Annotated in this window: 26 protein-coding genes; 15 read left to right on the plus strand and 11 right to left on the minus strand. The window is 38.1% G+C overall.

Annotation, left to right across the window (positions count from 1 at the left end):
- Positions 1–9 precede the first annotated feature (9 nt).
- Positions 10–1,131 carry a DUF4861 family protein gene (locus tag G7B20_RS08075; protein WP_164110036.1) on the minus strand — a complete coding sequence of 374 codons (1,122 nt, stop codon included), beginning with the start codon at positions 1,129–1,131 and terminating at the stop codon, positions 10–12.
- Positions 1,132–1,150: 19 nt separating this feature from the next.
- A complete protein-coding gene (kduI, locus tag G7B20_RS08080; RefSeq protein ID WP_164110038.1) occupies positions 1,151–1,996 on the minus strand; it encodes a 5-dehydro-4-deoxy-D-glucuronate isomerase in 846 nt (281 codons plus the stop codon).
- Between the two features lie 191 nt (positions 1,997–2,187).
- Here kduI and surE point away from each other — a divergent pair, with 191 nt between their 5' ends.
- The 7 genes from surE (at position 2,188) to G7B20_RS08115 (ending at position 9,837) form a co-directional block, all read left to right on the plus strand.
- On the plus strand, positions 2,188–2,970 hold the full coding sequence (surE, locus tag G7B20_RS08085; protein WP_164110041.1) for a 5'/3'-nucleotidase SurE: 783 nt from the start codon (positions 2,188–2,190) through the stop codon (positions 2,968–2,970).
- A 1-nt stretch (position 2,971) separates the two neighbouring features.
- Entirely contained in the window at positions 2,972–3,232 is a 261-nt protein-coding gene (locus tag G7B20_RS08090) for a hypothetical protein (RefSeq protein ID WP_164110043.1), read from the plus strand.
- A 14-nt stretch (positions 3,233–3,246) separates the two neighbouring features.
- Positions 3,247–4,122 carry a 1,4-dihydroxy-6-naphthoate synthase gene (locus G7B20_RS08095; protein WP_164110045.1) on the plus strand — a complete coding sequence of 292 codons (876 nt, stop codon included), beginning with the start codon at positions 3,247–3,249 and terminating at the stop codon, positions 4,120–4,122.
- Between the two features lie 144 nt (positions 4,123–4,266).
- The gene (gene secA, locus G7B20_RS08100) at positions 4,267–7,560 is read left to right on the plus strand and encodes a preprotein translocase subunit SecA (protein ID WP_164110047.1); all 3,294 of its coding nucleotides are present in this window, start codon (positions 4,267–4,269) and stop codon (positions 7,558–7,560) included.
- A gap of 13 nt (positions 7,561–7,573) precedes the next feature.
- Positions 7,574–8,029, plus strand: a complete 456-nt coding sequence (locus G7B20_RS08105; RefSeq protein ID WP_164110049.1) for an SPOR domain-containing protein — start codon at positions 7,574–7,576, stop codon at positions 8,027–8,029.
- Between the two features lie 12 nt (positions 8,030–8,041).
- The gene (locus tag G7B20_RS08110) at positions 8,042–9,232 is read left to right on the plus strand and encodes a M20 family metallopeptidase (RefSeq protein WP_164110051.1); all 1,191 of its coding nucleotides are present in this window, start codon (positions 8,042–8,044) and stop codon (positions 9,230–9,232) included.
- 41 nt (positions 9,233–9,273) lie between these two features.
- Entirely contained in the window at positions 9,274–9,837 is a 564-nt protein-coding gene (locus G7B20_RS08115) for a thiamine diphosphokinase (RefSeq protein WP_164110053.1), read from the plus strand.
- Here the strand turns inward: G7B20_RS08115 and G7B20_RS08120 are convergent.
- Positions 9,834–11,135, minus strand: a complete 1,302-nt coding sequence (locus tag G7B20_RS08120) for a M20/M25/M40 family metallo-hydrolase (RefSeq protein ID WP_164110055.1) — start codon at positions 11,133–11,135, stop codon at positions 9,834–9,836. The genes G7B20_RS08115 and G7B20_RS08120 overlap by 4 nt on opposite strands.
- Positions 11,136–11,342: 207 nt before the next feature.
- On the opposite strand from G7B20_RS08120, the gene G7B20_RS08125 reads away from it, so the two are divergent.
- From G7B20_RS08125 to G7B20_RS08140, 4 genes are all read left to right on the plus strand, one after another.
- Positions 11,343–11,657, plus strand: a complete 315-nt coding sequence (locus G7B20_RS08125; protein ID WP_164110056.1) for a rhodanese-like domain-containing protein — start codon at positions 11,343–11,345, stop codon at positions 11,655–11,657.
- Positions 11,658–11,913: 256 nt separating this feature from the next.
- Positions 11,914–13,332, plus strand: a complete 1,419-nt coding sequence (locus tag G7B20_RS08130) for a Glu/Leu/Phe/Val family dehydrogenase (RefSeq protein WP_164110059.1) — start codon at positions 11,914–11,916, stop codon at positions 13,330–13,332.
- A gap of 34 nt (positions 13,333–13,366) precedes the next feature.
- The gene (locus tag G7B20_RS08135; protein ID WP_164110061.1) at positions 13,367–13,669 is read left to right on the plus strand and encodes a hypothetical protein; all 303 of its coding nucleotides are present in this window, start codon (positions 13,367–13,369) and stop codon (positions 13,667–13,669) included.
- Positions 13,666–13,896, plus strand: coding sequence for a DUF6358 family protein (locus tag G7B20_RS08140; RefSeq protein ID WP_164110063.1), 231 nt, complete (start codon positions 13,666–13,668; stop codon positions 13,894–13,896). Before G7B20_RS08135 ends, G7B20_RS08140 begins: the two co-directional genes overlap by 4 nt.
- Before the next feature lie 51 nt (positions 13,897–13,947).
- On the opposite strand, the gene gcvT is transcribed toward G7B20_RS08140, so the two are convergent.
- From gcvT to G7B20_RS08170, 6 genes are all read right to left on the minus strand, one after another.
- Positions 13,948–15,027, minus strand: a complete 1,080-nt coding sequence (gene gcvT, locus G7B20_RS08145) for a glycine cleavage system aminomethyltransferase GcvT (RefSeq protein ID WP_164110065.1) — start codon at positions 15,025–15,027, stop codon at positions 13,948–13,950.
- A gap of 183 nt (positions 15,028–15,210) precedes the next feature.
- On the minus strand, positions 15,211–16,041 hold the full coding sequence (locus tag G7B20_RS08150; RefSeq protein WP_164110067.1) for a DUF6929 family protein: 831 nt from the start codon (positions 16,039–16,041) through the stop codon (positions 15,211–15,213).
- A 1-nt stretch (position 16,042) separates the two neighbouring features.
- Positions 16,043–16,726, minus strand: a complete 684-nt coding sequence (locus G7B20_RS08155; RefSeq protein ID WP_164110069.1) for a pseudouridine synthase — start codon at positions 16,724–16,726, stop codon at positions 16,043–16,045.
- On the minus strand, positions 16,726–17,094 hold the full coding sequence (locus G7B20_RS08160) for a DUF4359 domain-containing protein (RefSeq protein WP_164110071.1): 369 nt from the start codon (positions 17,092–17,094) through the stop codon (positions 16,726–16,728). Before G7B20_RS08160 ends, G7B20_RS08155 begins: the two co-directional genes overlap by 1 nt.
- A gap of 83 nt (positions 17,095–17,177) precedes the next feature.
- On the minus strand, positions 17,178–17,669 hold the full coding sequence (locus G7B20_RS08165) for a DUF4112 domain-containing protein (RefSeq protein WP_164110073.1): 492 nt from the start codon (positions 17,667–17,669) through the stop codon (positions 17,178–17,180).
- Between the two features lies 1 nt (position 17,670).
- Positions 17,671–18,390 (minus strand): SIMPL domain-containing protein, encoded by a 720-nt coding sequence (locus G7B20_RS08170; protein WP_164110075.1) that lies wholly within the window; start codon positions 18,388–18,390, stop codon positions 17,671–17,673.
- A gap of 132 nt (positions 18,391–18,522) precedes the next feature.
- On the opposite strand from G7B20_RS08170, the gene G7B20_RS08175 reads away from it, so the two are divergent.
- Positions 18,523–18,714 carry a cold-shock protein gene (locus G7B20_RS08175; protein ID WP_079642953.1) on the plus strand — a complete coding sequence of 64 codons (192 nt, stop codon included), beginning with the start codon at positions 18,523–18,525 and terminating at the stop codon, positions 18,712–18,714.
- Between the two features lie 78 nt (positions 18,715–18,792).
- Here G7B20_RS08175 and G7B20_RS08180 read toward each other — a convergent pair whose 3' ends face one another.
- Complete coding sequence (locus G7B20_RS08180) at positions 18,793–19,287, minus strand: DUF805 domain-containing protein (protein WP_164110078.1); 495 nt, start codon at positions 19,285–19,287, stop codon at positions 18,793–18,795.
- A gap of 83 nt (positions 19,288–19,370) precedes the next feature.
- On the minus strand, positions 19,371–20,093 hold the full coding sequence (gene recO, locus G7B20_RS08185; RefSeq protein ID WP_164110080.1) for a DNA repair protein RecO: 723 nt from the start codon (positions 20,091–20,093) through the stop codon (positions 19,371–19,373).
- A gap of 308 nt (positions 20,094–20,401) precedes the next feature.
- On the opposite strand from recO, the gene rpmB reads away from it, so the two are divergent.
- The 3 genes from rpmB to G7B20_RS08200 all read left to right on the plus strand — a co-directional run bounded on the left by rpmB (position 20,402) and on the right by G7B20_RS08200 (position 21,102).
- Positions 20,402–20,635: a 50S ribosomal protein L28 gene (gene rpmB / locus G7B20_RS08190; RefSeq protein ID WP_021069554.1), complete on the plus strand. Its 234-nt coding sequence runs from the start codon at positions 20,402–20,404 to the stop codon at positions 20,633–20,635.
- Positions 20,636–20,708: 73 nt separating this feature from the next.
- Complete coding sequence (rpmG, locus tag G7B20_RS08195) at positions 20,709–20,891, plus strand: 50S ribosomal protein L33 (RefSeq protein ID WP_002998409.1); 183 nt, start codon at positions 20,709–20,711, stop codon at positions 20,889–20,891.
- Positions 20,892–20,940: 49 nt separating this feature from the next.
- Positions 20,941–21,102, plus strand: a complete 162-nt coding sequence (locus G7B20_RS08200) for a DUF4295 domain-containing protein (RefSeq protein ID WP_164110082.1) — start codon at positions 20,941–20,943, stop codon at positions 21,100–21,102.
- The last annotated feature ends 165 nt before the right edge of the window (positions 21,103–21,267 follow it).

The following is a 21,267-nucleotide window of genomic DNA, read 5'->3' on the forward strand; positions in this document are numbered from 1 at the left end:
AGTATTATATTATTTCAATTTAACTTTAAGAGGGATCTGAAGTGATTCCGAGTAATCTTCAACAAAATCTTCCCAATCCGCAAAAGAGCTTATTTTTCCAGCCTTGTTCCAGGCGGCCCCATTGTAATAGGTAAGCGGGGTATGGTTTTTTACAATTGTTTTCAAGAGAAATTGCTTGTTTTCATTTGGTAAAAATGTGACTTTTCTCTTTGGGATGATAAGAGCCGTTCCTGTTTGTCCGAAGTTTTTGATTTCAGGTTCCCAGTAGGCTAACGTATTATTTTCCTGATCGAATTCGTATTTAGGATTAGTTTCATTACGTTTTGCTAATCCCAGTACGATAGGTGTGTTTTTAGCAGCATTGTTCGTAAGATCTATAGTGATCTTGTTGAAGTTCTTGCCAGCATCTAGACTTATCGTTTTAGAAAGAGAAATATGTTGACCATCGAAATCCTCTGTTTCAAAACTAAGTTTAAATGTCGTACGTAAGGGGCCATTGTCCAATATCTGAAACTTCCTATAATGTTTCGTGTAATGGACCTGATCTCCGAAAAAAAGAGCCATATCTCCTGCTCCAAGTGTTTGTCCGACAGAATAGTAGTCTAAACCATCTCCATGATCCTTATGATAGTCTTCACTTTTGTACCATTTATCGATGATTAGGTCTTTGGTTCTTTTGGACCAATAATCCATACCTTGCGCGTCATCTCCCCTACCTTCCAGGGCTTTGCCATACAATCTAAACGCAACGACATCATTTTCCCAAGCGAAATCATCGAAGCGCTCTGGAACGTATCGGGCATAGGTTTTAGGTTGAATAAAAGTGGGATTTTCTTTTTTTATGACCAGTTGGAGCGTGCCTTTGGCTGTTATATCTACTTGGATCAGTACATTTTTGATTTCTGTGCCCCCTAGTTTTTCGAGTTGATAGGGATACACGGTTTCCGAATTTTTTTCCACCACATTGAAAATACTGTCTACCGTAAAATGGCGACTAAATTGCTTATAGGGTATAGAGATGATTTCCAATCTGCCTTTGTCGGAAGTGTTTGTAATCTCGATAACTTTTTGTGCTTGGGCCAAAGAATAGCTTAGGCAGCCTATCGCCAGTGTAAAAAGAATAGCCTTCATATTTAACTACTTGGAGGTTTTACCTTAAATCTGTTATTGGACTTTTATCCATATCGTCATAATCCATGTTTTCTCCAGCCATTCCCCATATAAATGTATAATTGCTTGTGCCTGCACCAGAGTGTATAGACCAAGGAGGCGATATGACAGCCTGTTCATTTTGCATCCAGATGTGTCTCGTTTCGTCTATAGGTCCCATAAAGTGGGATACGGCTTGTCCTTCTGGTACTTCGAAGTAGAAATAGACTTCCATACGACGGTCATGTGTATGGGAGGGCATCGTGTTCCATACCGATCCGGATTTTAATTCAGTCATTCCCATCTGTAACTGACAGGTTTGTATTACAGTGTGTAGTAGCATCTGGTTAATCGTGCGGTGATTAGCCGTTTCCATACTTCCCAACTCAATTTTGTTTGCTTCAGCTTTGGTGATGCGCTTGGTCGGAAAGCTTTGATGCGCAGGCGTAGAATTTAAATAAAATTTAGCCGGACTATTACTGTTATTACTACTGAAGTAGACCTCTTTAGCGCCCTTTCCAATGTATAGGGCTTCTTTGGTGTCTAGATTGTAGGTCTGTCCGTCTACTTCGACAACGCCAGCTCCCCCGACATTGATAATGCCCAACTCTCTACGTGCAAGAAAATAGGGCTCTTTCAATAACGGTTCTATGGTGTCAAGTTTGATTTTATGACTTATAGGAAAGGCTCCTCCGGCCATGTATCGGTCATAATGGCTATAGACAAAATGAATCTTGTCTTCAAAGAATAGTTTATCGATTAAAAAGTTTTGACGGAGCCCGTTTGTATCCAATGATTTGGTTTCGTTGGGTCCAATTGCATACCTGGATTCAAATGTTATTGACATGATTATTTATATTGTTTGAAATCGTACGAAGCTTAAATATAGCCAAGATAGTTTGTAAACAGCAATCTGGGGTTAGTAAATTCACGGGATCGTTTGCGTAAAGAGGTTGAAAATAGTTTCTCCTGTGTCAGCAAATGAAAGGGAGTCAATATATAGTAGTGTGGGATTATATTATTTATTACCTTAGCTCTATGACAAAGAAGCAACCAACAATACTTGTAATAAATGACGATGGGATAACGGCTCCGGGAATAAAGGTGCTGCTTGAGGAGATGAAAAAGCTCGGTCGGGTTATCGTGGTAGCCCCTGATGGCCCTCAGTCTGGTATGGGGCATGCAATAACAATTGGTAAGCCACTAAGGCTTGATAAGATAGATCTTTACGAAGGAGTAGAAATGTATAAATGTTCAGGTACTCCAGTAGACTGTGTAAAGCTTGCGGTAAACCGTATTTTTAAGGGCAATAAGCCGGATTTATGTGTTTCTGGGATCAATCATGGGTTAAATTATTCAATCAATGTCCTATATTCAGGTACGATGTCTGCAGCGGTGGAAGGCGCCATAGAAGCGATTCCTTCTATCGGTTTTTCTCTGGATGACTTTTCGCATACAGCTGATTTTTCACATTGTAGACCTTATATAGGGGCTATCGCTGAGCAGGTGTTAACTAATGGTTTGCCCAAAGGAACTTTACTTAATGTTAATTTTCCTCATATTGACAAAGAAATTAAAGGAATAAAGATTTGTAGACAGGCTAATGGTCATTGGATTGAAGAGTTTGAACACCGATTGGATCCTTATAACAGAGAGTATTTTTGGCTGACGGGGCAGTTTGAATGGAGCGATCGAGGTGAGGATACAGATGTTTTTGCATTGAAGAATGGTTATGTATCTGTCGTGCCCACCCAGTTTGATATGACAGCGCATCATGCTATTCAAGAGCTGAACTCTTGGAGCTTTAATTTTAAAAATTAACATGAAGGATTCTTTTTGGTTGGGGGGATTAGTCGGTGTTGCAGCGCCGGCGCTGGCTTATATACTCTCAAATTACACAAGCCTACAGACAAGTTTTTTTGTAGATAAGCCAATAGCAATATATGTGATTGCAGCATTGATTAATCTAATAACGGTCCGTTTTACCTATAGAGGAGGAAAGGAAACTTTTGCTAAAGGGATTATTTTTGTAACGTTTATAGCGATGCTTATTTTGGTCGTCACTGCAAAATTGAAAATATAAAAGAATATTAGTACATGAAATTAAGTTTAGGTTTTTCCCCCTGTCCAAACGATACCTATATTTTTGATGCATTAATTCACCACAAGATCGATAGTGGAGACTTGGAGTTTGAAGTGGAGTACCATGATGTAGAGACCTTAAATCACAAGGCTTTTCAGGGCGAATTGGCCATTACCAAACTGAGTTACCATGCTTTTGCTTATGCCATTGAAGATTATGAACTATTGGATGCAGGAAGTGCGTTGGGATTTGGTGTAGGGCCTTTGTTAATTACTCACAATAGAGAGTTGGCAGAAGAGTTAAGAGAATACGCCGGTGGGGAATTGCCAGAACGATTAAAAAACTTGACTGTAGCGATTCCTGGAAAGTATACCACCGCAAACTTTCTATTGGGTTTAGCTTTCCCTGATTTGCAGCATAGGAAAGAGGTTGTTTTTTCTGATGTGGAGCGAGCTGTAGCTGAGCATGAAGTTGATTTAGGTTTGATTATTCACGAAAATAGATTTACTTATCAGGACAAGGGACTACATAAGGTGGTCGACTTAGGTGATTTTTGGGAAAAGACAACGGGTAGCCCTATACCGTTGGGAGGTATTGTGGTGCGTAGAGGCCTGCCAAAAGAAATTAAGGAAAAAGTAAATCGTCTGATACATGAAAGCGTAGAGTACGCATTTGCACATCCAAAATCTGGAATTGACTATATTCGTAGTCATGCTCAGGAGATGGATGAAGCAGTAATGTATAAGCACATCGAACTGTATGTGAATATGTATTCGTCCGATTTAGGCCGCACCGGAAGAGCTGCAATAGAAAAAATGTTTGAACAAGCTAAGGTGCTAAAATTGATTCCTGAAACGGATAAAAACATCTTTTTGACAGAAAGACGATAATAAAGTAATAGGACTATAAAAAAAAACATTATAAGAGTGAAAGTTCTCATTTCGAATAAGTAAATTTGCCCGGTTAGTGCCAAAATGTCCTAATTATTTGTTTGGATTCAATTTTGTGCATGTGGAAAGAGATAAAAAAAAATTATGTTAAAATTCTTAAGTAAACTATTTGGTAGCAAGTCCGAGCGTGATATCAAAGCTATTCAACCTTATGTAAATAAGATTAAAGATGAATATAGCAAGCTAACCAATCTATCACATGACGAGCTTCGTGCCAAAACAATTGAATTTAAAGCACGTATTCAGGAATATTTAAAGGAAATCGATGCAGAGATTGCCGAATTAAAGAACAAGTCCGACGATACCAATACAGACATGTCTGCCAAAACGGAAGTTTATGAGAAGATTGACAAGCTAACAAAAGACCGAGATAAAAAACTAGAGGAAATATTATTAGAGATATTGCCAGAGGCATTTGCAGTGGTCAAAGACACAGCACGCCGTCTTACCGAAAACTCGGTGCTGGAGGTGACTGCTTCAGATTTTGATAGAGAACTGGCTGCTCGTAAGGCAAATGTTACTATTCAGGGCGATAAGGCCTTATGGAGCAATTCTTGGATTGCTGCCGGAAATGAAGTGAAATGGAACATGGTACATTATGATGTACAGTTGATCGGTGGTATTGTTTTGCATCAAGGTAAGATTGCAGAGATGTCTACGGGTGAAGGTAAGACGTTAGTAGGTACGCTACCGACTTATTTAAATGCCTTATCAGGTCAGGGTGTGCATATCGTAACCGTCAATGATTACCTAGCTAAGCGTGACTCGGAGTGGAATGGTCCGCTTTTCGAATTCCATGGCTTGAGCGTAGATTGTATTGACAAACACCAACCAAACTCTCCACAACGTCGCGATGCATACAAGTGTGATATCGTATACGGTACTAACAACGAATTTGGTTTTGATTATTTGCGTGACAATATGACGCAAACACCAGACGCCATGGTACAACGCAAATTGCATTTTGCGATGATCGATGAGGTCGACTCTGTGTTAATTGATGATGCACGTACGCCATTGATTATCTCTGGACCTATCCCTATGGGCGATCAACACGAATTCTATCAGTTGAAGCCGAGAATCGAGCGCTTAGTAAACGCACAAAAAGCATATATTAATACCGTATTTAACGAAGCAAAGAAAGCAATTGCTGCAGGTGATACAGATCCTGAAGCTGGAGGACTGGCTTTATTCCGCTCTTTCAGGGGCTTACCTAAAAATAAGGCGTTAATCAAGTTCTTAAGTGAAGGGAATCATCGTCAGATTTTGCAAAAGGTGGAAAATTACTATATGCAAGAGCAAAATCGTCATATGCCTAAGGCAGACAAAGAGCTTTTCTTTGTTATCGATGAGAAGAATAACCAGGTGGAGCTTACTGAAAAAGGTATTGAGCTTATCACCGCTTCTGGTGAGGACCCTAGTTTCTTTATTCTTCCGGATGTCGGTTCTGAAATTGCAGATATTGAGAAATCAACAGCTTCACTGGAAGAAAAAGCTGCGCGCAAAGAAGAGTTGTTACGCGATTACTCGATAAAAGCAGAGCGTATCCATTCTATAAATCAATTATTGAAGGCATATACCCTATTTGAGCGCGATGATCAGTATATCGTGGATGAAGGTAAGGTCAAGATCGTAGATGAGCAGACTGGTCGTATAATGGATGGTCGTCGTTATTCCGATGGTTTGCATCAAGCGATAGAAGCGAAAGAAAATGTAAAAGTAGAGGATGCGACTCAAACCTATGCTACGGTAACATTACAAAATTATTTCCGTATGTACCATAAATTGTCTGGTATGACGGGTACAGCATCCACAGAGGCTGGCGAGCTTTGGGAAATATATAAATTAGATGTTGTTGAAATCCCAACAAATAGAGGGATTCAACGTCATGATAGAGAGGATTTTATCTATCGTACAGCGCGAGAAAAGTATAATGCAGTAGCTCAAGAAATACAAAATTTAACAGAACAAGGTAGACCTGTGCTTGTTGGTACGACTTCTGTCGAAATTTCAGAGTTATTGAGCCGGATGTTAAAACTTAGAGGAATTAAGCATAATGTATTAAATGCTAAGTTGCACCAGCGAGAGGCAGAAATTGTGGCCGAAGCAGGACATCCAGGACAAGTAACAATCGCTACGAATATGGCTGGTCGGGGTACGGATATTAAACTGACAGAAGAGGTTATCAATGCTGGTGGGTTGGCTATTGTCGGTACAGAACGCCACGAATCCCGTCGTGTCGATAGACAGTTGAGAGGTCGTGCAGGACGTCAAGGTGATCCTGGCTCTTCACAGTTTTTCGTTTCATTGGAGGATCCATTAATGCGTTTATTTGCATCAGAGCGAATTTCAAATATTATGGTGAAGATGGGCGTCGAAGAAGGCGAGGTTATGCAACACAGTATGTTGACCAAATCCATTGAGCGTGCTCAACGTAAAGTGGAGGAAAATAACTTTGGTATTCGTAAGCGTCTGTTGGAGTATGATGATGTGATGAATTCACAGCGTACCGTAATTTACACGAAGCGTAAGAATGCTTTATTTGGAGAACGCTTGGATGTTGACTTGAACAATGCTATCTATGATGTGGTAGAAGATGTTGTTACAGAATCCAAAGAAGGAGGTTCATATGAAGAGTTCCAAATTGAGGTGATTCGTTTATTTGCTGTTGATCCGGCAGTGACTAGTGAAGAATTTACTTCTAGTAGTATTCCAGTATTAACAGACAAACTTTTTGATCAGATCATAAGTCATTATGAGCAAAAGGCAAAACATATAGCTGCGCAGACCTTACCGGTGCTAACAAATGTAATGGCTGAACGAGGAGATATGATTGAAAATATCGTTGTCCCTTTCACAGATGGTATTCGTGGCATACAAGTTGCGACGAATCTTAAAAAGGCGATTGAGACGGAAGGTAAAGAAGTATTCCGTTCTTTTGAAAAAGGCGTCGTTCTAGCTTTGATAGACGAAGCTTGGAAGGAACATTTGCGTGAGATGGATGATTTGAAACAGTCCGTTCAAAATGCGGTTTATGAGCAGAAGGATCCAATCATTATCTATAAAATGGAAGCCTTTAACCTATTTAAAGGAATGTTGTCTAGTATGAACAAGGAGATTGTAAGTTTTCTTTTCAAAGGTGAGATTCCGGGACAGGCTCCACAGCAGGTACAGGAAGCAAAGCCGGTTGTTCAGCCAAAGGTTATAGCGACAAAAGAAGATTTAAGTTCTCCTACAGGTGTTTCTGAAGAAGATATTGATAATAAATCGGGGCAGGTTACCCAACCTATTAAGAAAGATCAAGTTATAGGGCGAAATGATGAGTGTCCTTGTGGATCTGGCTTAAAGTATAAAAACTGTCACGGTAAAAACGGGTAAAAACAATAAAATAATGTTGAATAAAGGGTTGATTTTGGGTTTCGTTCTAGGGACAATGGTATTGTCTGCTAAAGCACAACAAACTGGTGTCGTGGAAGTGTCTAAGGATACGCTGATATCCATTTTGCAGAGTTTCAGAGCAGAACATGAAATCAACCCAACAACAACACGCAGTATTAGTTTAGGACCAAAGGTTGTCGATAAAAGTAAAGCAACTCGTGTCAAGAAAAGGGGATTTCGTGTACAGATATACTCCGGCTCAAATAGAAATGAAGCCTATGCTGTCCAAGGTCGGTTTAAGAACCAATATGCAGATATGGACAGTTACATCAACTACGATGAACCTAACTATAGAGTAAAAGTAGGTGATTTTACAAGTCGATCCGAAGCGAATAATTTTATGCGTGTCTTAAGGAACCAATATAGTAATGTTTTTGTTTTTCAAGAAGACATTTGGGTTTGGGAATAAATCTGTCCAGTTATGAGTAATCTCAAGCATGATATTCAACAGTTGGCAAAAGCTTTTTTTCCAGAAACTGTTGATATACGCCGTCATCTTCATCGTAATCCAGAGCTTTCGTTTGAGGAATTTGAAACCGCTTCATTTATAAAGAAGACTTTATCAGATCTTGGCATTAGCTATCAACCTATGGCCAATACTGGGGTTGTGGGGCTTATTAAGGGAGAATTGCCTTCTGATAAAGTTATCGCTTTGCGCGCAGATCTGGATGCTCTTCCTATCACAGAAGTAGAGGGCCGGTCTTATGGTTCACAACGACCGGGTATTATGCATGCTTGTGGACATGATGTACACACCTCTTCGCTATTAGGGGTTGCGAGAATCTTACAAGAGTTGCGGCCTTATTTTGGTGGTACGGTGAAGTTAATATTTCAACCCGGAGAAGAAAAGCTTCCGGGCGGAGCTTCTTTGATGATTAAGGAAGGGGTATTACAGAATCCTGATGCTGCGTCTATTATTGGTCAACACGTGATGCCTTTTATTGAAGTTGGTAAGGTTGGATTTAAATCCGGGCAGTACATGGCTTCTACGGACGAACTTTATATGACAGTCAAAGGTAAAGGAGGTCATGGAGCTCACCCACATCAAAATATAGATCCTATTGCTATTACAGCTCAAATTATAACCGCTTTACAACAGGTGGTAAGTAGATATGCAGATCCGAGAATCCCAACGGTATTGTCTTGGGGAAAGATCGTGGCTAATGGAGCAACGAATATTATTCCAAATGAGGTTTATTTGGAGGGAACTTTTCGTACCTATGATGAGAAATGGCGCGAAGGGGCACATCAGCGAATGACGAACATCGCCACTGGGATAGCGGAAGCTATGGGAGCTACTTGCGACTTTGAGGTACGCAAGGGTTATCCTTTTTTGACTAATGATCCGACGTTGACAAAGAAATCAAGGACCCTTGCCGAAGAGTATTTAGGAAAAGAGAATGTTGTTGATTTGGAGCTTTGGCCCGCAGGTGAGGATTTTGCATATTATTCACAAGAGATTCCTGCTTGTTTTTATCGACTAGGTACAGGAAATGTGGGCAAAGGAATTAATTCGGCGGTCCACACATCTACATTTGACATTGACGAAGATGCTTTGGAATTGAGCATCGGTTTGATGGCTTATATCACGATTGGGGAACTGAATTCTTAGTCTTTGGAGCCCTCCTAATTTATGTGCTAACTTCTTAAGAAATGTCTTCACACCATATCGTACGGGAGAATCAGGAGCCTGCGCTTCTAATCCAAGACTTTAAAGCTTTGGATAGGGAAATGTTGGATCAACTTTTAGAGTGGTCTCCCACTATTATTGTTGATGAATGTGCCGTAGATTTTCTACTTGCAGACGAAATAAAAATAGATGTTATTTTTTCTAGAAATACCTCTATCTTAATTCAGGAGCAGACGAAGGTGTTTCCTCTTGGGAATTCCTTTTTGGATAGTGCGTTCGATTATTTAATTTCTAATTCTTATTCCGCAGCGAATATCCTTTGTTCGAGTCTGGATGGTTTGGCGGATAAATGTACTACCGCAATTAATATTGTCGCTTTCTGTGACAATAGAAGGCATGTTTTTGTAAAAGGACATTATGAAAAGTGGAAGCCACAAGGAGAAAAAGTTTATGTGAATGATAAGACCGTTAAATCTTCACAAGGATTGAACCGAGTTGATCATGGTATTTTTGAAACGGCGCATAGCGGCTTCTTCCGATTGGATTTTATTTCCTCAGACTTCATTTGCCTGGGTGAAGATATCTAATCTTTAAGTTTTTCTACACGACTGGGGGTTTGAGAGCCATTAATGATACCTGTAGCCCCTATAGCTATCGCTTCAATACTTGCCTTTATATTATCAATATCTAATGTAGTGACATCGTCTTTGACCGTATGATAAAATTTATCTTTGTCAATTTGGGAAGTGGAGAAGGTATGTGCAGGTACACCTAAAGCCGCTAAAACAGCATTGTCACTGCGATAGAAGAGGTTTTGTTGTGGGTAAGGGTCTGGATAAAATTTGAATGAAGATCCCGCTAAATTCTGCTGCATGAGACTTCCTAGATTGGACCTGTCATAACCGGTTATATAAAGAGAATTTGGACCAAACTTAGCGTCCTTTCCTATCATTTCGATGTTTATCATGGCTACGACACTGTCCGCATTGATATTGTTTGAAAAATATTTGGAACCAAACATCCCAATTTCTTCAGCGGTAAAAGCGACAAAAATTAATGTTCGTTCATTATTGTTAAGGTTTTTATAATATTTTGCCAAACTGATCATTGCTGTTGTACCGGAGGCATCGTCATCGGCTCCATTAGCGATAGAGTCTGTTCCTTCGGATTTAATTATACCAATATGATCATAATGAGCGGAGAATATAACATATTCATTAGGCTTTGACTTGCCCGGAATAACTCCGGCTACATTTGAAAGAGAAATAGGTTTAATATTATTGTTGTTTATAATTTCGAAATCTTTGGTGATTTTATCCGCGACAACAAAAACTTTCGTTGCAGAGGTTCCCGTCGTAGAAACAATATTTTCTCTGTTATAGATTTTATTAAAACGGGCTATAAACGAACTGAATGAAGGGTCTACCAGGATAATCGCATTCTCTGACGATTGGGCAAACATTCTAAAGGAGCTCGCAAAATCGTCCTTTTTAGTTATTGTATGTACGGGAATATTTGAAGAGGAATTCCAGTGAGTCTGTGCTTCGTCTCCAAGTATCAAAAAGCTATTTTCCTCTAAAACATGACCTTCCCAGATAATGGAGCTGTTTTTTTTACGCACTTGTTGCATGTAAAATGTTTGCCTATAATTATTTTCAGCATATGGGGTAAGACCAATCTCTTGGAATTCCTTTGCGATAAAATCTGCGGCTCGGTCTGCATCCTCGGTTAAGGCATGACGACCTTTCATTTCGTCCGAGGCTAGCGTATTTAAAATTCGGTCGATATAGGATCTGTCTACAATGGCTTGGGCCGGCAACTGGCAAAAAGCAGATCCGCCAAGTAATAATGTGGACATCAAGGATACGAAAAGGATGTGTTTCATCTTTTATATTTTTAGTAGCAATGGTACAATTTAGTAAATATGCTTGATATATTTTTAGTTATGTATTCGGGAATTCCAAGCATTTTATCTAAGTTTGATCAGATCAAAATTAAAACAAAGAACTATATAAATGGTTTATATGTTGCGTAATGGTAACTGATTAAAAAGGTGTGTTAATATTAATTATTAAAGACAAATTTTATACATATGAAAGAAATTACAGTTCAAGAATTAAAATCAATGATGGATCACAATGAAGAATTTCAGTTGATTGATGTTCGGGAATCATTTGAGTATGACGTTTCTAATTTGAATGGTTTGAATATACCCTTAGCGGGAATCTTGATAGAGTCGGAAAAGGTATCTAAAGATATTCCAGTTATTATTCAATGTCGTTCAGGAAAGCGTAGCGCGCAAGCTGTTATGTTATTAGAGCAACAGGGCTTTGATAACCTGTCTAACCTCAAAGGCGGAATATTGGCTTGGAAGGAAGAGATTGATCCCGAGATGGATGTATACTAAAATAATCAATTAGAGATTATTTTGTTAAGTGTGTAAGGGGTATTCTCATGAGTACCTCTTTTGTTGTATTATTGAAGTTTGCCGTAGTATTAGTTGAGGTTATATGTTTTTTATAATGAAAATTATAAGCTTTGGGAACACAGAATGATGAATTAATAGCTTTGAGTGTCTTTTGTTGATTTTTTATTAAAAAAGCTGAAAGCCAGTGTATTCGTTTCTGTTTTTGTTAATTTTATATAACAAATTATAGACGCTTATGTCAGCAACAAATACATATAGTTTTTTCGAAGGAGTAGAGCGAAGCTTTGATAAAGCCGCTAGGTTTACTCGGTTTTCCAAAGGGATCTTAGAACAAATTAAAGCTTGTAATTCTATCCTCCGCGTAAAGTTCCCAGTTCGCATCGGCGATCAAATAGAGGTTATTGAAGCTTATAGAGTTCAACATTCTCACCACAAATTGCCATGTAAAGGAGGTATCCGTTTTAGTATGGAGGTGAATCAGGATGAAGTGATGGCGCTTGCTGCCCTGATGACCTACAAGTGTGCGATAGTGAACGTACCGTTTGGTGGCGGTAAAGGAGGTATTAAGATTGACTCATCTAAGTATAGTGTCTCTGATTTAGAACGGATAACACGGCGATATACTTCGGAGTTGTGTAAAAAGAACTTTATTGGACCGGGAATAGATGTTCCCGCTCCAGACTATGGGACGAGTGGAAGAGAAATGAGTTGGATCGTTGATACCTACTCCTCTCTAAATCCCAATGACGTTAATGCCATGGCTTGTGTTACGGGCAAACCGATCTCTCAAGGAGGTGTTAGAGGTCGGGTTGAAGCGACAGGTTTAGGTGTGTTTTTCGGTATACGGGAGGCATGTTCTATTGAGGAGGACATGAAGAAGTTTGGGCTGACTCCGGGAATAAAAGGTAAAAGGGTTATAGTACAAGGTTTGGGAAATGTTGGCTATCATGCTGCCAAGTTTTGTCAAAATGCAGGGGCTATTATTGTTGGATTGATAGAATATAATGGGGCAATCTATAATGAAGAAGGTATAGATGTTGATGCTGCGCAAGCTTATCGATCTAAAAATGGATCGCTTTTAAATTTTCCGGGAGCAAAAAATATCGAAAACGCAGAAGAGGGGCTAGAGCAAGTTTGTGACATTTTGATCCCCGCTGCTTTGGAGGCTGTAGTCCATGCCGGAAATGCAGAACGTATTCAAGCAAAGATAATTGGTGAAGCTGCAAATGGACCATTGACACCAGAGGCAGATGAAATTCTTAACAAAAAGGGGGTATTGGTAATCCCCGATATGTATCTTAATGCAGGAGGAGTTACAGTATCTTATTTCGAATGGTTGAAGAACTTAAGTCATGTTCGTTATGGTCGTCTAGAGAAGAGATTTAGTGAAAATCGTTATGCAGAAATTATGAACTCTGTAGAGGATCTCACGAATAAGAAGATATCAGAGAAGGAACGTAAGCTGATTTTGAAGGGACCAGATGAAATTGATTTGGTTCATTCTGGATTGGAAGATACGATGATGGGATCCTACCAGGAGATTCGGGATGTGTGGATGAATACGCCTGGCGTTGAAGATTTGAGGACGGCGGCATTTATCTGCGCTATTAATAAAATAGGAGTTGCTTATGAAGAGCTGGGGATCTTTCCATAAACCCTGATCAAAAAAATTTTCGTATTTTCGAAGAATGAAAAATTTATTTCACCAGACTAAACAGGCATTCTATTTTAGTCTGGCTTTTTATTTATTGACGGTAGCGATGATGATGCTTAAGGCACCCTTTTCTTTGGTGTTGCTTAGTGTGTCGTTGCTAATATCTATGATATGGGTCATGTTGGTGCTGCGGGAGGTAATGCTGTCTACTGGGGTGACCAATGTAGAACGTATCCTGTTGATACTTTTTGTTATTTTGACAAATATTTTAGGAGGCGTTGTGTATTTTGCATTCGTCAGAGAGCGGGTAATTGGTAAAGAAAATATAAAAAAATGAAGAAACATTTTATTTTAAACTTACTACTGAATTTAGGTATAATCTTTCTGATTATGAGTGGTGTCGCAGCTTACCAAAGCGGTAATATGTTGATCTTAGGAGCTGCTATAGCCATATCGGTGGTTTTAATCTATTTAAAGGTAGTTCTTCTTAAATATGTGAAGACAGATTTGGTGAAGCGACAGCAAGAAAAGACCGCTAAAGGTAGTAAAACGAAGAAGGGTTAATATCTAAATATTAACCCTTCTTCGTTTTTTATATGACAATATTTTAATTCCCTATTTTACAAAGGGAGGTTTTTTGACTATAGCCTTGATTTTCTGATTTCTTATATTGATATAGATATCTGTTCCTTCTTTTGTAAAGGCATTATTGACATAGCCCAAACCTACAGATTTTTTCAGTGTAGGAGATTGTGTTCCTGAGGTTACGCGTCCGATTACATTGCCTTCTATATCTACGATTTCATAATCATGACGAGGAATACCTCTTTCTATCATTTCAAAACCAACTAGCTTTTTCGGGGTACCAGCCTCTTTCTCTGCTTTTAAATTTTCAGAATTTACAAACTCCTTTGTAAATTTTGTTACCCAACCAAGACCGGCTTCTAGAGGCGAGGTGGTATCGTCGATGTCATTTCCGTATAGACAGAATCCCATTTCTAGACGAAGGGTGTCGCGAGCTCCTAGTCCGATGGGTTTGATGCCGAACGGCGCTCCTGCTTTGAAAATTGCATCCCATACAGTTCTCACATCGTCATTGGAGACGTAGATCTCGAATCCGCCAGCACCGGTATAGCCTGTCGCAGATACGATAACATTTTCAACACCGGCAAACGTTCCTTTTTGGAAAGTATAGTATTCCATGGAAGCAAGCTCTATGTCGGTAAGCGATTGTAGTGCTTCCGCAGCTTTAGGACCTTGGATCGCTAATAAAGATGTTTTGTCGGAGATATTTTTCATATCAACCCCAAAAGTATTGAACTTGCTTATCCAGTTCCAATCTTTCTCAATATTCGAGGCGTTAACAACCAAAAGATAGGTTTGATCATCCAATTTGTAAGTCAGGAAATCATCAACGATTCCGCCGTTTTCGTTTGGCAAGTAAGCATACTGTACTTTACCGTCGTATAGCTTAGATGCATCGTTAGAAGATACTTTTTGGATTAAATCCAGAGCTTTTTCTCCTTTCAAGATAAACTCTCCCATATGACTCACGTCAAAAACGCCTACAGCATTACGTACTGTTTCGTGCTCATCATTTATGCCAGAATATTGTACAGGCATATTAAAACCCGCAAAAGGGACCATCTTTGCACCTAATGATACATGCAAATCTGTCAAAGCTGTGTTTTTCATCAGAAATTAATTGTTTTTTAACGACATGAAGCTATCATGAATGGGGTGTGCATTTTCTTATTTTGCACAATTTACACCATGAAAGTTTCATTTTTTAGCTATATAAAATGTATTATTACAAAAATACTTATAAAGTTGAGATTATGGCCTTATATTTTGCAATATTGATAAAAATAGGTCGGTTTATTTTGCAACCGAGAGTTTATAGATCGTGGTTGACGTGGCTTGCTGGTCTGAATCTTCACAAAGTAGAAATGTCAACGTTGTTATGTTTTCTTGATAGCAAGAAAGTCCTTCAAATTTATGAATCCCAGAGATTGGGATAAACGAGGTTAAAGTCATTGTGTTAAAGTCTATAGTTCCAAAGAAGGATCCTCCTACTTGCCCGTCTTCATATGTTGAGTTTGTCTGTTCAATGGCCGCAATAAAGTATATTTTTTCTTCGAGCAAAATAGCATCTGTAAATGCAGGACTTCCGGCTTCTTGTTCAGGTAGTGGTATGTCTATATACCGTATAGGTGTTGAGAAGTCTTTCTTTGCTAATATGATACCGTTCTTTTTTTCAGGGCCATTACCCCTGTTAAAGAGATAGAGCGTGTCTCCATGTAAAAACGAGCCTTCAATATTGAGGTTTTCACTACTGATACCCAATTGCGCGTGTATATTTTCAGACAATGTATCGGTCGAGAAAGGTTTGGCTAAGTTGAGTGATGCGAGCGGGACTTGAAAATTTGTTGTTCTGCTGGATGTGGACATAGAGCCAAGCAGATGTAACGAATCATTGTACATGAAAATTGATTCAAAATCTAGCTTATTTTTTTTGTGTACCCTTTCATTTTGATTTGACCTATCAATTAAAAGATGTTTGTCTATTAGGTTTTGTGGGATACTGTAGGTGTAAAGATAGTTACTATCATCACAGACGATGTATAGCGTGTTTTCTTGGTAATAAATCCCTGAAGCTGCACTCAGGCCCATGATGGAGCATAATACTTCGAGGATAAGATCTTTCATGTTACAGATTTATATTTAGGATGTCAAGTACGCGTAGGAATTCAGGTTGCAAATCTGCTTTTATTTCAATGATTTGTCCAGAATGAGGATGTTGAAAAGATAGACTTGTCGCATGGAGTAACATGGTGTCCATCTCAAAACGATCTTTCCACAGTTTATTCTGCTTGTTACAGCCGTGAGGCCTATCCCCTATTATTGGGTAAAGTATGTGTGCAAAATGCCGACGTAACTGATGCATTCTTCCCGTTTCGGGGTTAGCTTCTACCAATGAATACCTAGATGTAGAGAACTTTCCATGTGGAACTTCTATCTCAGCCTGCACTAGTCGACGGAAGTGGGTTACAGCATTTTGCGAACTACCATTTTCTTTAAGTAAAGGGTAGTCAATGACTCCGCTATCCGGACAGAAGCCTCGTAATATAGCTAGATAACGTTTGTCTATTTTTTTTTCTGCAAAGAGAGATTGTGTCAGTCTATCAGTTTCTTTGTCCAGTGAAAATAATAAAACTCCCCCCGTTTTTCTATCCAAACGATGTGCTGGATAAACCGGCATACCTATTTGATCTCGTAGTTTTTGAAGGGCAAATTCACTGGTGTCGTTGGCTATTGAAGACCGATGCACGAGTAGACCATGGGGCTTGTTTACAGCAACCAAAAAATCATCTTTATAGAGAATCTCCAGCATTATAAATCTTTTAATATGCCAATTATCTCATCTGCCTTTTCATCGATTTTAGAGCTTAACCATACAGTTTTGAAGGCTCCTACCCCTATTGGAGTCTCTTTGTCTTGCCATTTGAGCCTTACGATAGAGAATAAATAATAGTTTTTTATAGAGATAGTCCGATCCATAAAATCTTGCGTGATTTTATCGCCAAATAATGTCATGCCTAGACGGACTGCATCTTGGTCTTTGTATTTTAGTTGTTTTTTGAGAATCTCTGTTGCTTTGGTTTTTATAACCTTTTCAAATTGTTCTCTAGGAGGATTTGTCAATATAGCACCCAAAATCAGGGCAAGCATGACCAGTGCAAAAATTCTCGTTTTAGACATATACAAACCTAAATAAAAAGCTTTGCTTTCACGAATTGTTGTTTGAAAAATGGCGGTAAATAGCTCTAGATCTTTACTATAATCTAGAATAGATTATGGATATAATTGATGAACCAGGCGGTGATTGTCCACATAAAGTAGAATAGGACTATACAAACGAGTAGTAATACAATGAAGATACTAATCAATAATCCTTTCGCGCTTCCTTGGTGTTTATTTTCAAAATAATGCTCACGTAGTATAACAATGTTTTTCTGATTGGCTTTATTAAAAAAATCAAAAATCTGACCAAATAAAGGAATGGAACCCCAGAATGCGTCATAAATGACATTTAGTAACATCTTTACTGCCGCTTTGGAACCGACTCCATTGCGGAGCATCACGAGAACTAGTAAAATTGAAGTCGCAAAGGCAATAAATTGACCGGCATAAGGGATTAAGTTTAATAAGGGATCCAGACCAAATCTGAATCCCCCAATATTAAATTTGTTATCTAAAATTAAAGATACACGCTCAACCCAAAGAAAGTCCTTTTTGAGTTTTTGAATACGATCTGGTTTGCGTGTTGTGCTCACGTTATTTTAATTCAAAAACACCGTCAATATAACAAGTCAATTTAATAGGACGGATATCAATGTTTAAATCACTGGACTCCATTCCCCCAGCCATATCCATATTCGCTGATTTAGCATACATTGCTCGTGGCATAGGTATCAAATCGTTGAAATTGATGCTGCTATTATCGTTGATAACCAGAGCTTTGCCAACGGACTGCCCGTCGGCCGCCGCAAGTATTTCTGCGTTTTGTCTTGCATCTTTCACTGCGAGAGTTTTTAACTCACGTTCAATTTCTCTTTTTTGAGAGTGATCGTAGCCATTAATTGATGTGCTTTGCAATCCCTGAGGGTCAATTTTTTCTAGCATACTATTTAGGCCATTTAGATTTGTAACCTTGATACGGTATTGGCGGGACTGCATTAACTCATTGTTTTTTTTCTTGTTTTCGTAATTGTAGCTATAGATGTTTTGAATAGTAAAATCTTCTTTTTTTACACCTGCTGCCATAGCTGCATCAAAAAGTTGTTTTTCTATGGTTTCTATCGTTACTTTTTTCTTCATATTACCATCCATATAAAACTCTTTGAGGCTAACAGAAAGATAAATAATGTCTGGAGTGACCTCTTTTTCGGCATATCCTTTAGTAGCTACTTTTCTGCTACTTTCTATATTTGTACTTTGCGCGTTTACCATAACGACAGAACTGATTAAAAAGAATAAAGCGATTATTTGTTTCATGAGACTATATTTCTAAAAGTTTAATACATCGATAGACAAAGAAAATGACAAAATGTTTAATATAGTTTTAAAATAAATGGTAAGTTTTTGTTTTTTATCCATTATCTTTAGAGAAATTAATAAATTAAAGTAATGCAAGAAGGTAAAGTAAAGTTCTTTAATGAGACCAAAGGTTTCGGTTTCATTGTCCCTGCATCAGGCGAGAGCGAAATTTTTGTTCACGTTTCAGGATTGGTTGACAAAGTTCGTGAAGGTGATGATGTCACTTACGAAGTTGAGCAAGGCCGCAAAGGTCTTAACGCGGTAAATGTAAAAGTTATCTAGTAGATTCTATTATATATTTATTGTGAAAAAGGCCGAAACGCTTAAAGTTTCGGCCTTTTTTTGCGCTTAAATTAACGATTATGGATTGTCGTTTCTGAACGGATTGTTCTGATTAGAGAACGGATTGTTTTGCCCCGAGAATGGGTTATTTACATCGCGTTGTCCTGCAAAAGGATCTTCGTTTTCACCACCTTTTGGATCTGCTCCATATTCATTTTGACCTTGGTCGCCTTCTTGGATGTGTAGATACAAAACATAAAAAATACCTATACAGGTAAATATCCATAGTAGATTCCATCCGGATTTGCCAACGTCGTGTAATCTTCTTATCGATACGGCTATACTTGGAATTAAAACAGCAAGTGAATAGATAGAACTCAATGTTCCGTTTTGGCTATACCAAGGCACACCTTCTGTAGGTCCGAATGTCAAGCCAAAGATCATATCGAGGGACCTCAATATGACACTACCGATAATAAAATTGAGTAAGGTAAACATCCAGTATTCTTTTCTTCTGGCACGTCCATTAAAATTTGCATAATTGTCTCTAACGACTTTTAAATACCATTCCATAGTTGTTATAATTTATTAGTAGTAAAGTTTTGTAACAAAAATATTGTTACTCAAAAATAGAGTAATTTTTTAGAACTGGAAATTTAATGGAAAATTTCTTCTAGAATCTCTAATGAGTTTACTGCTCCAAAGTTGTCCGAGTGTAGCCTGTAGAAATTGATGATTTGTTCGAGTATATATATACGATCTGCGTGTTTTATTATTAACATATGACTCTGTTCGTAGCTGCTATTGAGGATGGCACGAAATAAGCTTGTATGTGGCTCTTGTAGTACAAAGCTGTGTGCAGGTAGATTATCGATAAAACGTCCTTCCATAAGATCAAAATAAGGTTTTGATTGTGCCGTTGTACTGGGCAGATAGCCGAGGAACCGACTTAGTTTCATCAAAAAGCATAAATGAAAATTATGAATGGGCAGGTCGGTTTGATCTAACCAAAGGATAGACTGAAACACGAAATGAAACAACTGGGGGTCGGGTTGTTGGTGTCGAAGTACTTTATACAAAATTTCGTTTAAGAACAAAGCTACAGCACTTTTTCTGATATTTAATGGAATCTGTATTAAGGCGGGAGCTGGATGAGCTTCTTTGATGCGCTGTAAGGAATTGTCTTCTTTTACATACACCACCATATCCAGAAGGTGGAGCGGTTGTAGCATATTGACATGTATTTTTGCCTTAGGCTTTCGTGCGCCGTTAATTAAATAGGATTGCAAACCAAGGTTTTCTGTAAATATTTGGGTGACAATACTGCTCTCTGAGTAATTAGTTACTTTGAGTGCGATACCTTTGGTCTTTTGTAACATTAAATTTGTCGAGATATATTATGCCAACAAACTTAATTAAATTAGTCTTCTTGTCAAACTTTTGGCGACTCCCCTCCTATTTTCACATTTCTTTAAATGTGAATTGTTGAAAACTATTTTGTAGATCCAAAAGGAAAATAGTATTTCAAAACACATACCTTTGTGGGTAAAGCCTGTTTTCTATTATTTTGAAAAATAATTCTAGTCTGAATTGTTGTAAATCCAAAAAGAAATTTAGATATTTGCAAACTCTTTGCAGAGAGTGCAAAGGTGATTTGTGTAAATAGACAACATTAAAAATAAATATCATGTCAAGAATTTGTGATTTAACAGGCAAAACGGCATTAAAAGGAAATAACGTATCTCACTCGAACGTTAAGACCAAGCGTAAGTTTTATCCTAATTTACAAACCAAGCGTTTCTACATTCCTGAAGAAGATCGTTGGATTACGTTAAAAGTATCTACGTCTGCAATTAAGACAATTAACAAAAACGGAATTACTTCGGTTATCAGTAAATTTATCAAAAAAGGATACGTTTAGTAGATAACTGCCTGTTAATTAAAGATATTCATGAAATCGATCCGTCGTTGACGGATTAAAATAAAGTAAAACAATGGCTAAAAAAGGAAATAGAGTACAGGTAATCTTAGAATGTACTGAGCACAAAGAAAGTGGTCTTCCAGGTATGTCACGTTACATCACTACGAAGAACAAAAAGAACACTACTGAGCGTTTGGAATTGAAAAAATTCAATCCAGTATTGAGAAAAGTAACTGTTCACAAAGAAATTAAATAATTCATATTTGAACAAGTGTTATACTTGCTCATATTAAAAATATCATACTATGGCAAAGAAAGCGGTAGCATCGTTACAAAAAGGTGGTGGTAAAGAGTATACTAAAGTAATCATCACAACTAAGTCTGCTAAAACAGGGGCTTATACTTTCAAAGAAAGCATGGTGCACAATGACAACGTAAAAGATGTCGTGGCTGCAGCAAATAAATAAGCAGAAGATATTCCTTTTTTAAAGTTTTTCTTTAGAAAATTTAAGAGCCGTTTTGGTGCATAAGCCGAAAGGGCTTTTTTAGTATATTTGCTTTCGAAGCATGAAGAAAACGGAATGTTGAAAGCTCAAAATGCTATAAAGTACGTTACTTCTGACTTTTTAATT

The organism is Sphingobacterium sp. xlx-96, from assembly GCF_011007365.1.
In the GTDB taxonomy this organism is placed as follows: Bacteria; Bacteroidota; Bacteroidia; order Sphingobacteriales; family Sphingobacteriaceae; genus Sphingobacterium; species Sphingobacterium luzhongxinii.

Coding starts and splice junctions, on each gene's coding strand:
- G7B20_RS08130 (WP_164110059.1), top strand. CDS start 11,914: ATGTCAGCAACAAATACATATAGTTTTTTCGAAGGAGTAGAGCGAAGC.
- gcvT (WP_164110065.1), bottom strand. CDS start 15,027: ATGAAAAACACAGCTTTGACAGATTTGCATGTATCATTAGGTGCAAAG.
- G7B20_RS08120 (WP_164110055.1), bottom strand. CDS start 11,135: ATGAAACACATCCTTTTCGTATCCTTGATGTCCACATTATTACTTGGC.
- G7B20_RS08090 (WP_164110043.1), top strand. CDS start 2,972: ATGAAGGATTCTTTTTGGTTGGGGGGATTAGTCGGTGTTGCAGCGCCG.
- G7B20_RS08110 (WP_164110051.1), top strand. CDS start 8,042: ATGAGTAATCTCAAGCATGATATTCAACAGTTGGCAAAAGCTTTTTTT.
- G7B20_RS08140 (WP_164110063.1), top strand. CDS start 13,666: ATGAAGAAACATTTTATTTTAAACTTACTACTGAATTTAGGTATAATC.
- G7B20_RS08155 (WP_164110069.1), bottom strand. CDS start 16,726: ATGCTGGAGATTCTCTATAAAGATGATTTTTTGGTTGCTGTAAACAAG.
- recO (WP_164110080.1), bottom strand. CDS start 20,093: ATGTTACAAAAGACCAAAGGTATCGCACTCAAAGTAACTAATTACTCA.
- G7B20_RS08180 (WP_164110078.1), bottom strand. CDS start 19,287: ATGGAATGGTATTTAAAAGTCGTTAGAGACAATTATGCAAATTTTAAT.
- G7B20_RS08175 (WP_079642953.1), top strand. CDS start 18,523: ATGCAAGAAGGTAAAGTAAAGTTCTTTAATGAGACCAAAGGTTTCGGT.
- G7B20_RS08115 (WP_164110053.1), top strand. CDS start 9,274: ATGTCTTCACACCATATCGTACGGGAGAATCAGGAGCCTGCGCTTCTA.
- G7B20_RS08170 (WP_164110075.1), bottom strand. CDS start 18,390: ATGAAACAAATAATCGCTTTATTCTTTTTAATCAGTTCTGTCGTTATG.
- secA (WP_164110047.1), top strand. CDS start 4,267: ATGTTAAAATTCTTAAGTAAACTATTTGGTAGCAAGTCCGAGCGTGAT.
- G7B20_RS08160 (WP_164110071.1), bottom strand. CDS start 17,094: ATGTCTAAAACGAGAATTTTTGCACTGGTCATGCTTGCCCTGATTTTG.
- rpmG (WP_002998409.1), top strand. CDS start 20,709: ATGGCTAAAAAAGGAAATAGAGTACAGGTAATCTTAGAATGTACTGAG.
- G7B20_RS08095 (WP_164110045.1), top strand. CDS start 3,247: ATGAAATTAAGTTTAGGTTTTTCCCCCTGTCCAAACGATACCTATATT.
- G7B20_RS08200 (WP_164110082.1), top strand. CDS start 20,941: ATGGCAAAGAAAGCGGTAGCATCGTTACAAAAAGGTGGTGGTAAAGAG.
- G7B20_RS08150 (WP_164110067.1), bottom strand. CDS start 16,041: ATGAAAGATCTTATCCTCGAAGTATTATGCTCCATCATGGGCCTGAGT.
- G7B20_RS08105 (WP_164110049.1), top strand. CDS start 7,574: ATGTTGAATAAAGGGTTGATTTTGGGTTTCGTTCTAGGGACAATGGTA.
- kduI (WP_164110038.1), bottom strand. CDS start 1,996: ATGTCAATAACATTTGAATCCAGGTATGCAATTGGACCCAACGAAACC.
- G7B20_RS08125 (WP_164110056.1), top strand. CDS start 11,343: ATGAAAGAAATTACAGTTCAAGAATTAAAATCAATGATGGATCACAAT.
- rpmB (WP_021069554.1), top strand. CDS start 20,402: ATGTCAAGAATTTGTGATTTAACAGGCAAAACGGCATTAAAAGGAAAT.
- G7B20_RS08075 (WP_164110036.1), bottom strand. CDS start 1,131: ATGAAGGCTATTCTTTTTACACTGGCGATAGGCTGCCTAAGCTATTCT.
- surE (WP_164110041.1), top strand. CDS start 2,188: ATGACAAAGAAGCAACCAACAATACTTGTAATAAATGACGATGGGATA.
- G7B20_RS08135 (WP_164110061.1), top strand. CDS start 13,367: ATGAAAAATTTATTTCACCAGACTAAACAGGCATTCTATTTTAGTCTG.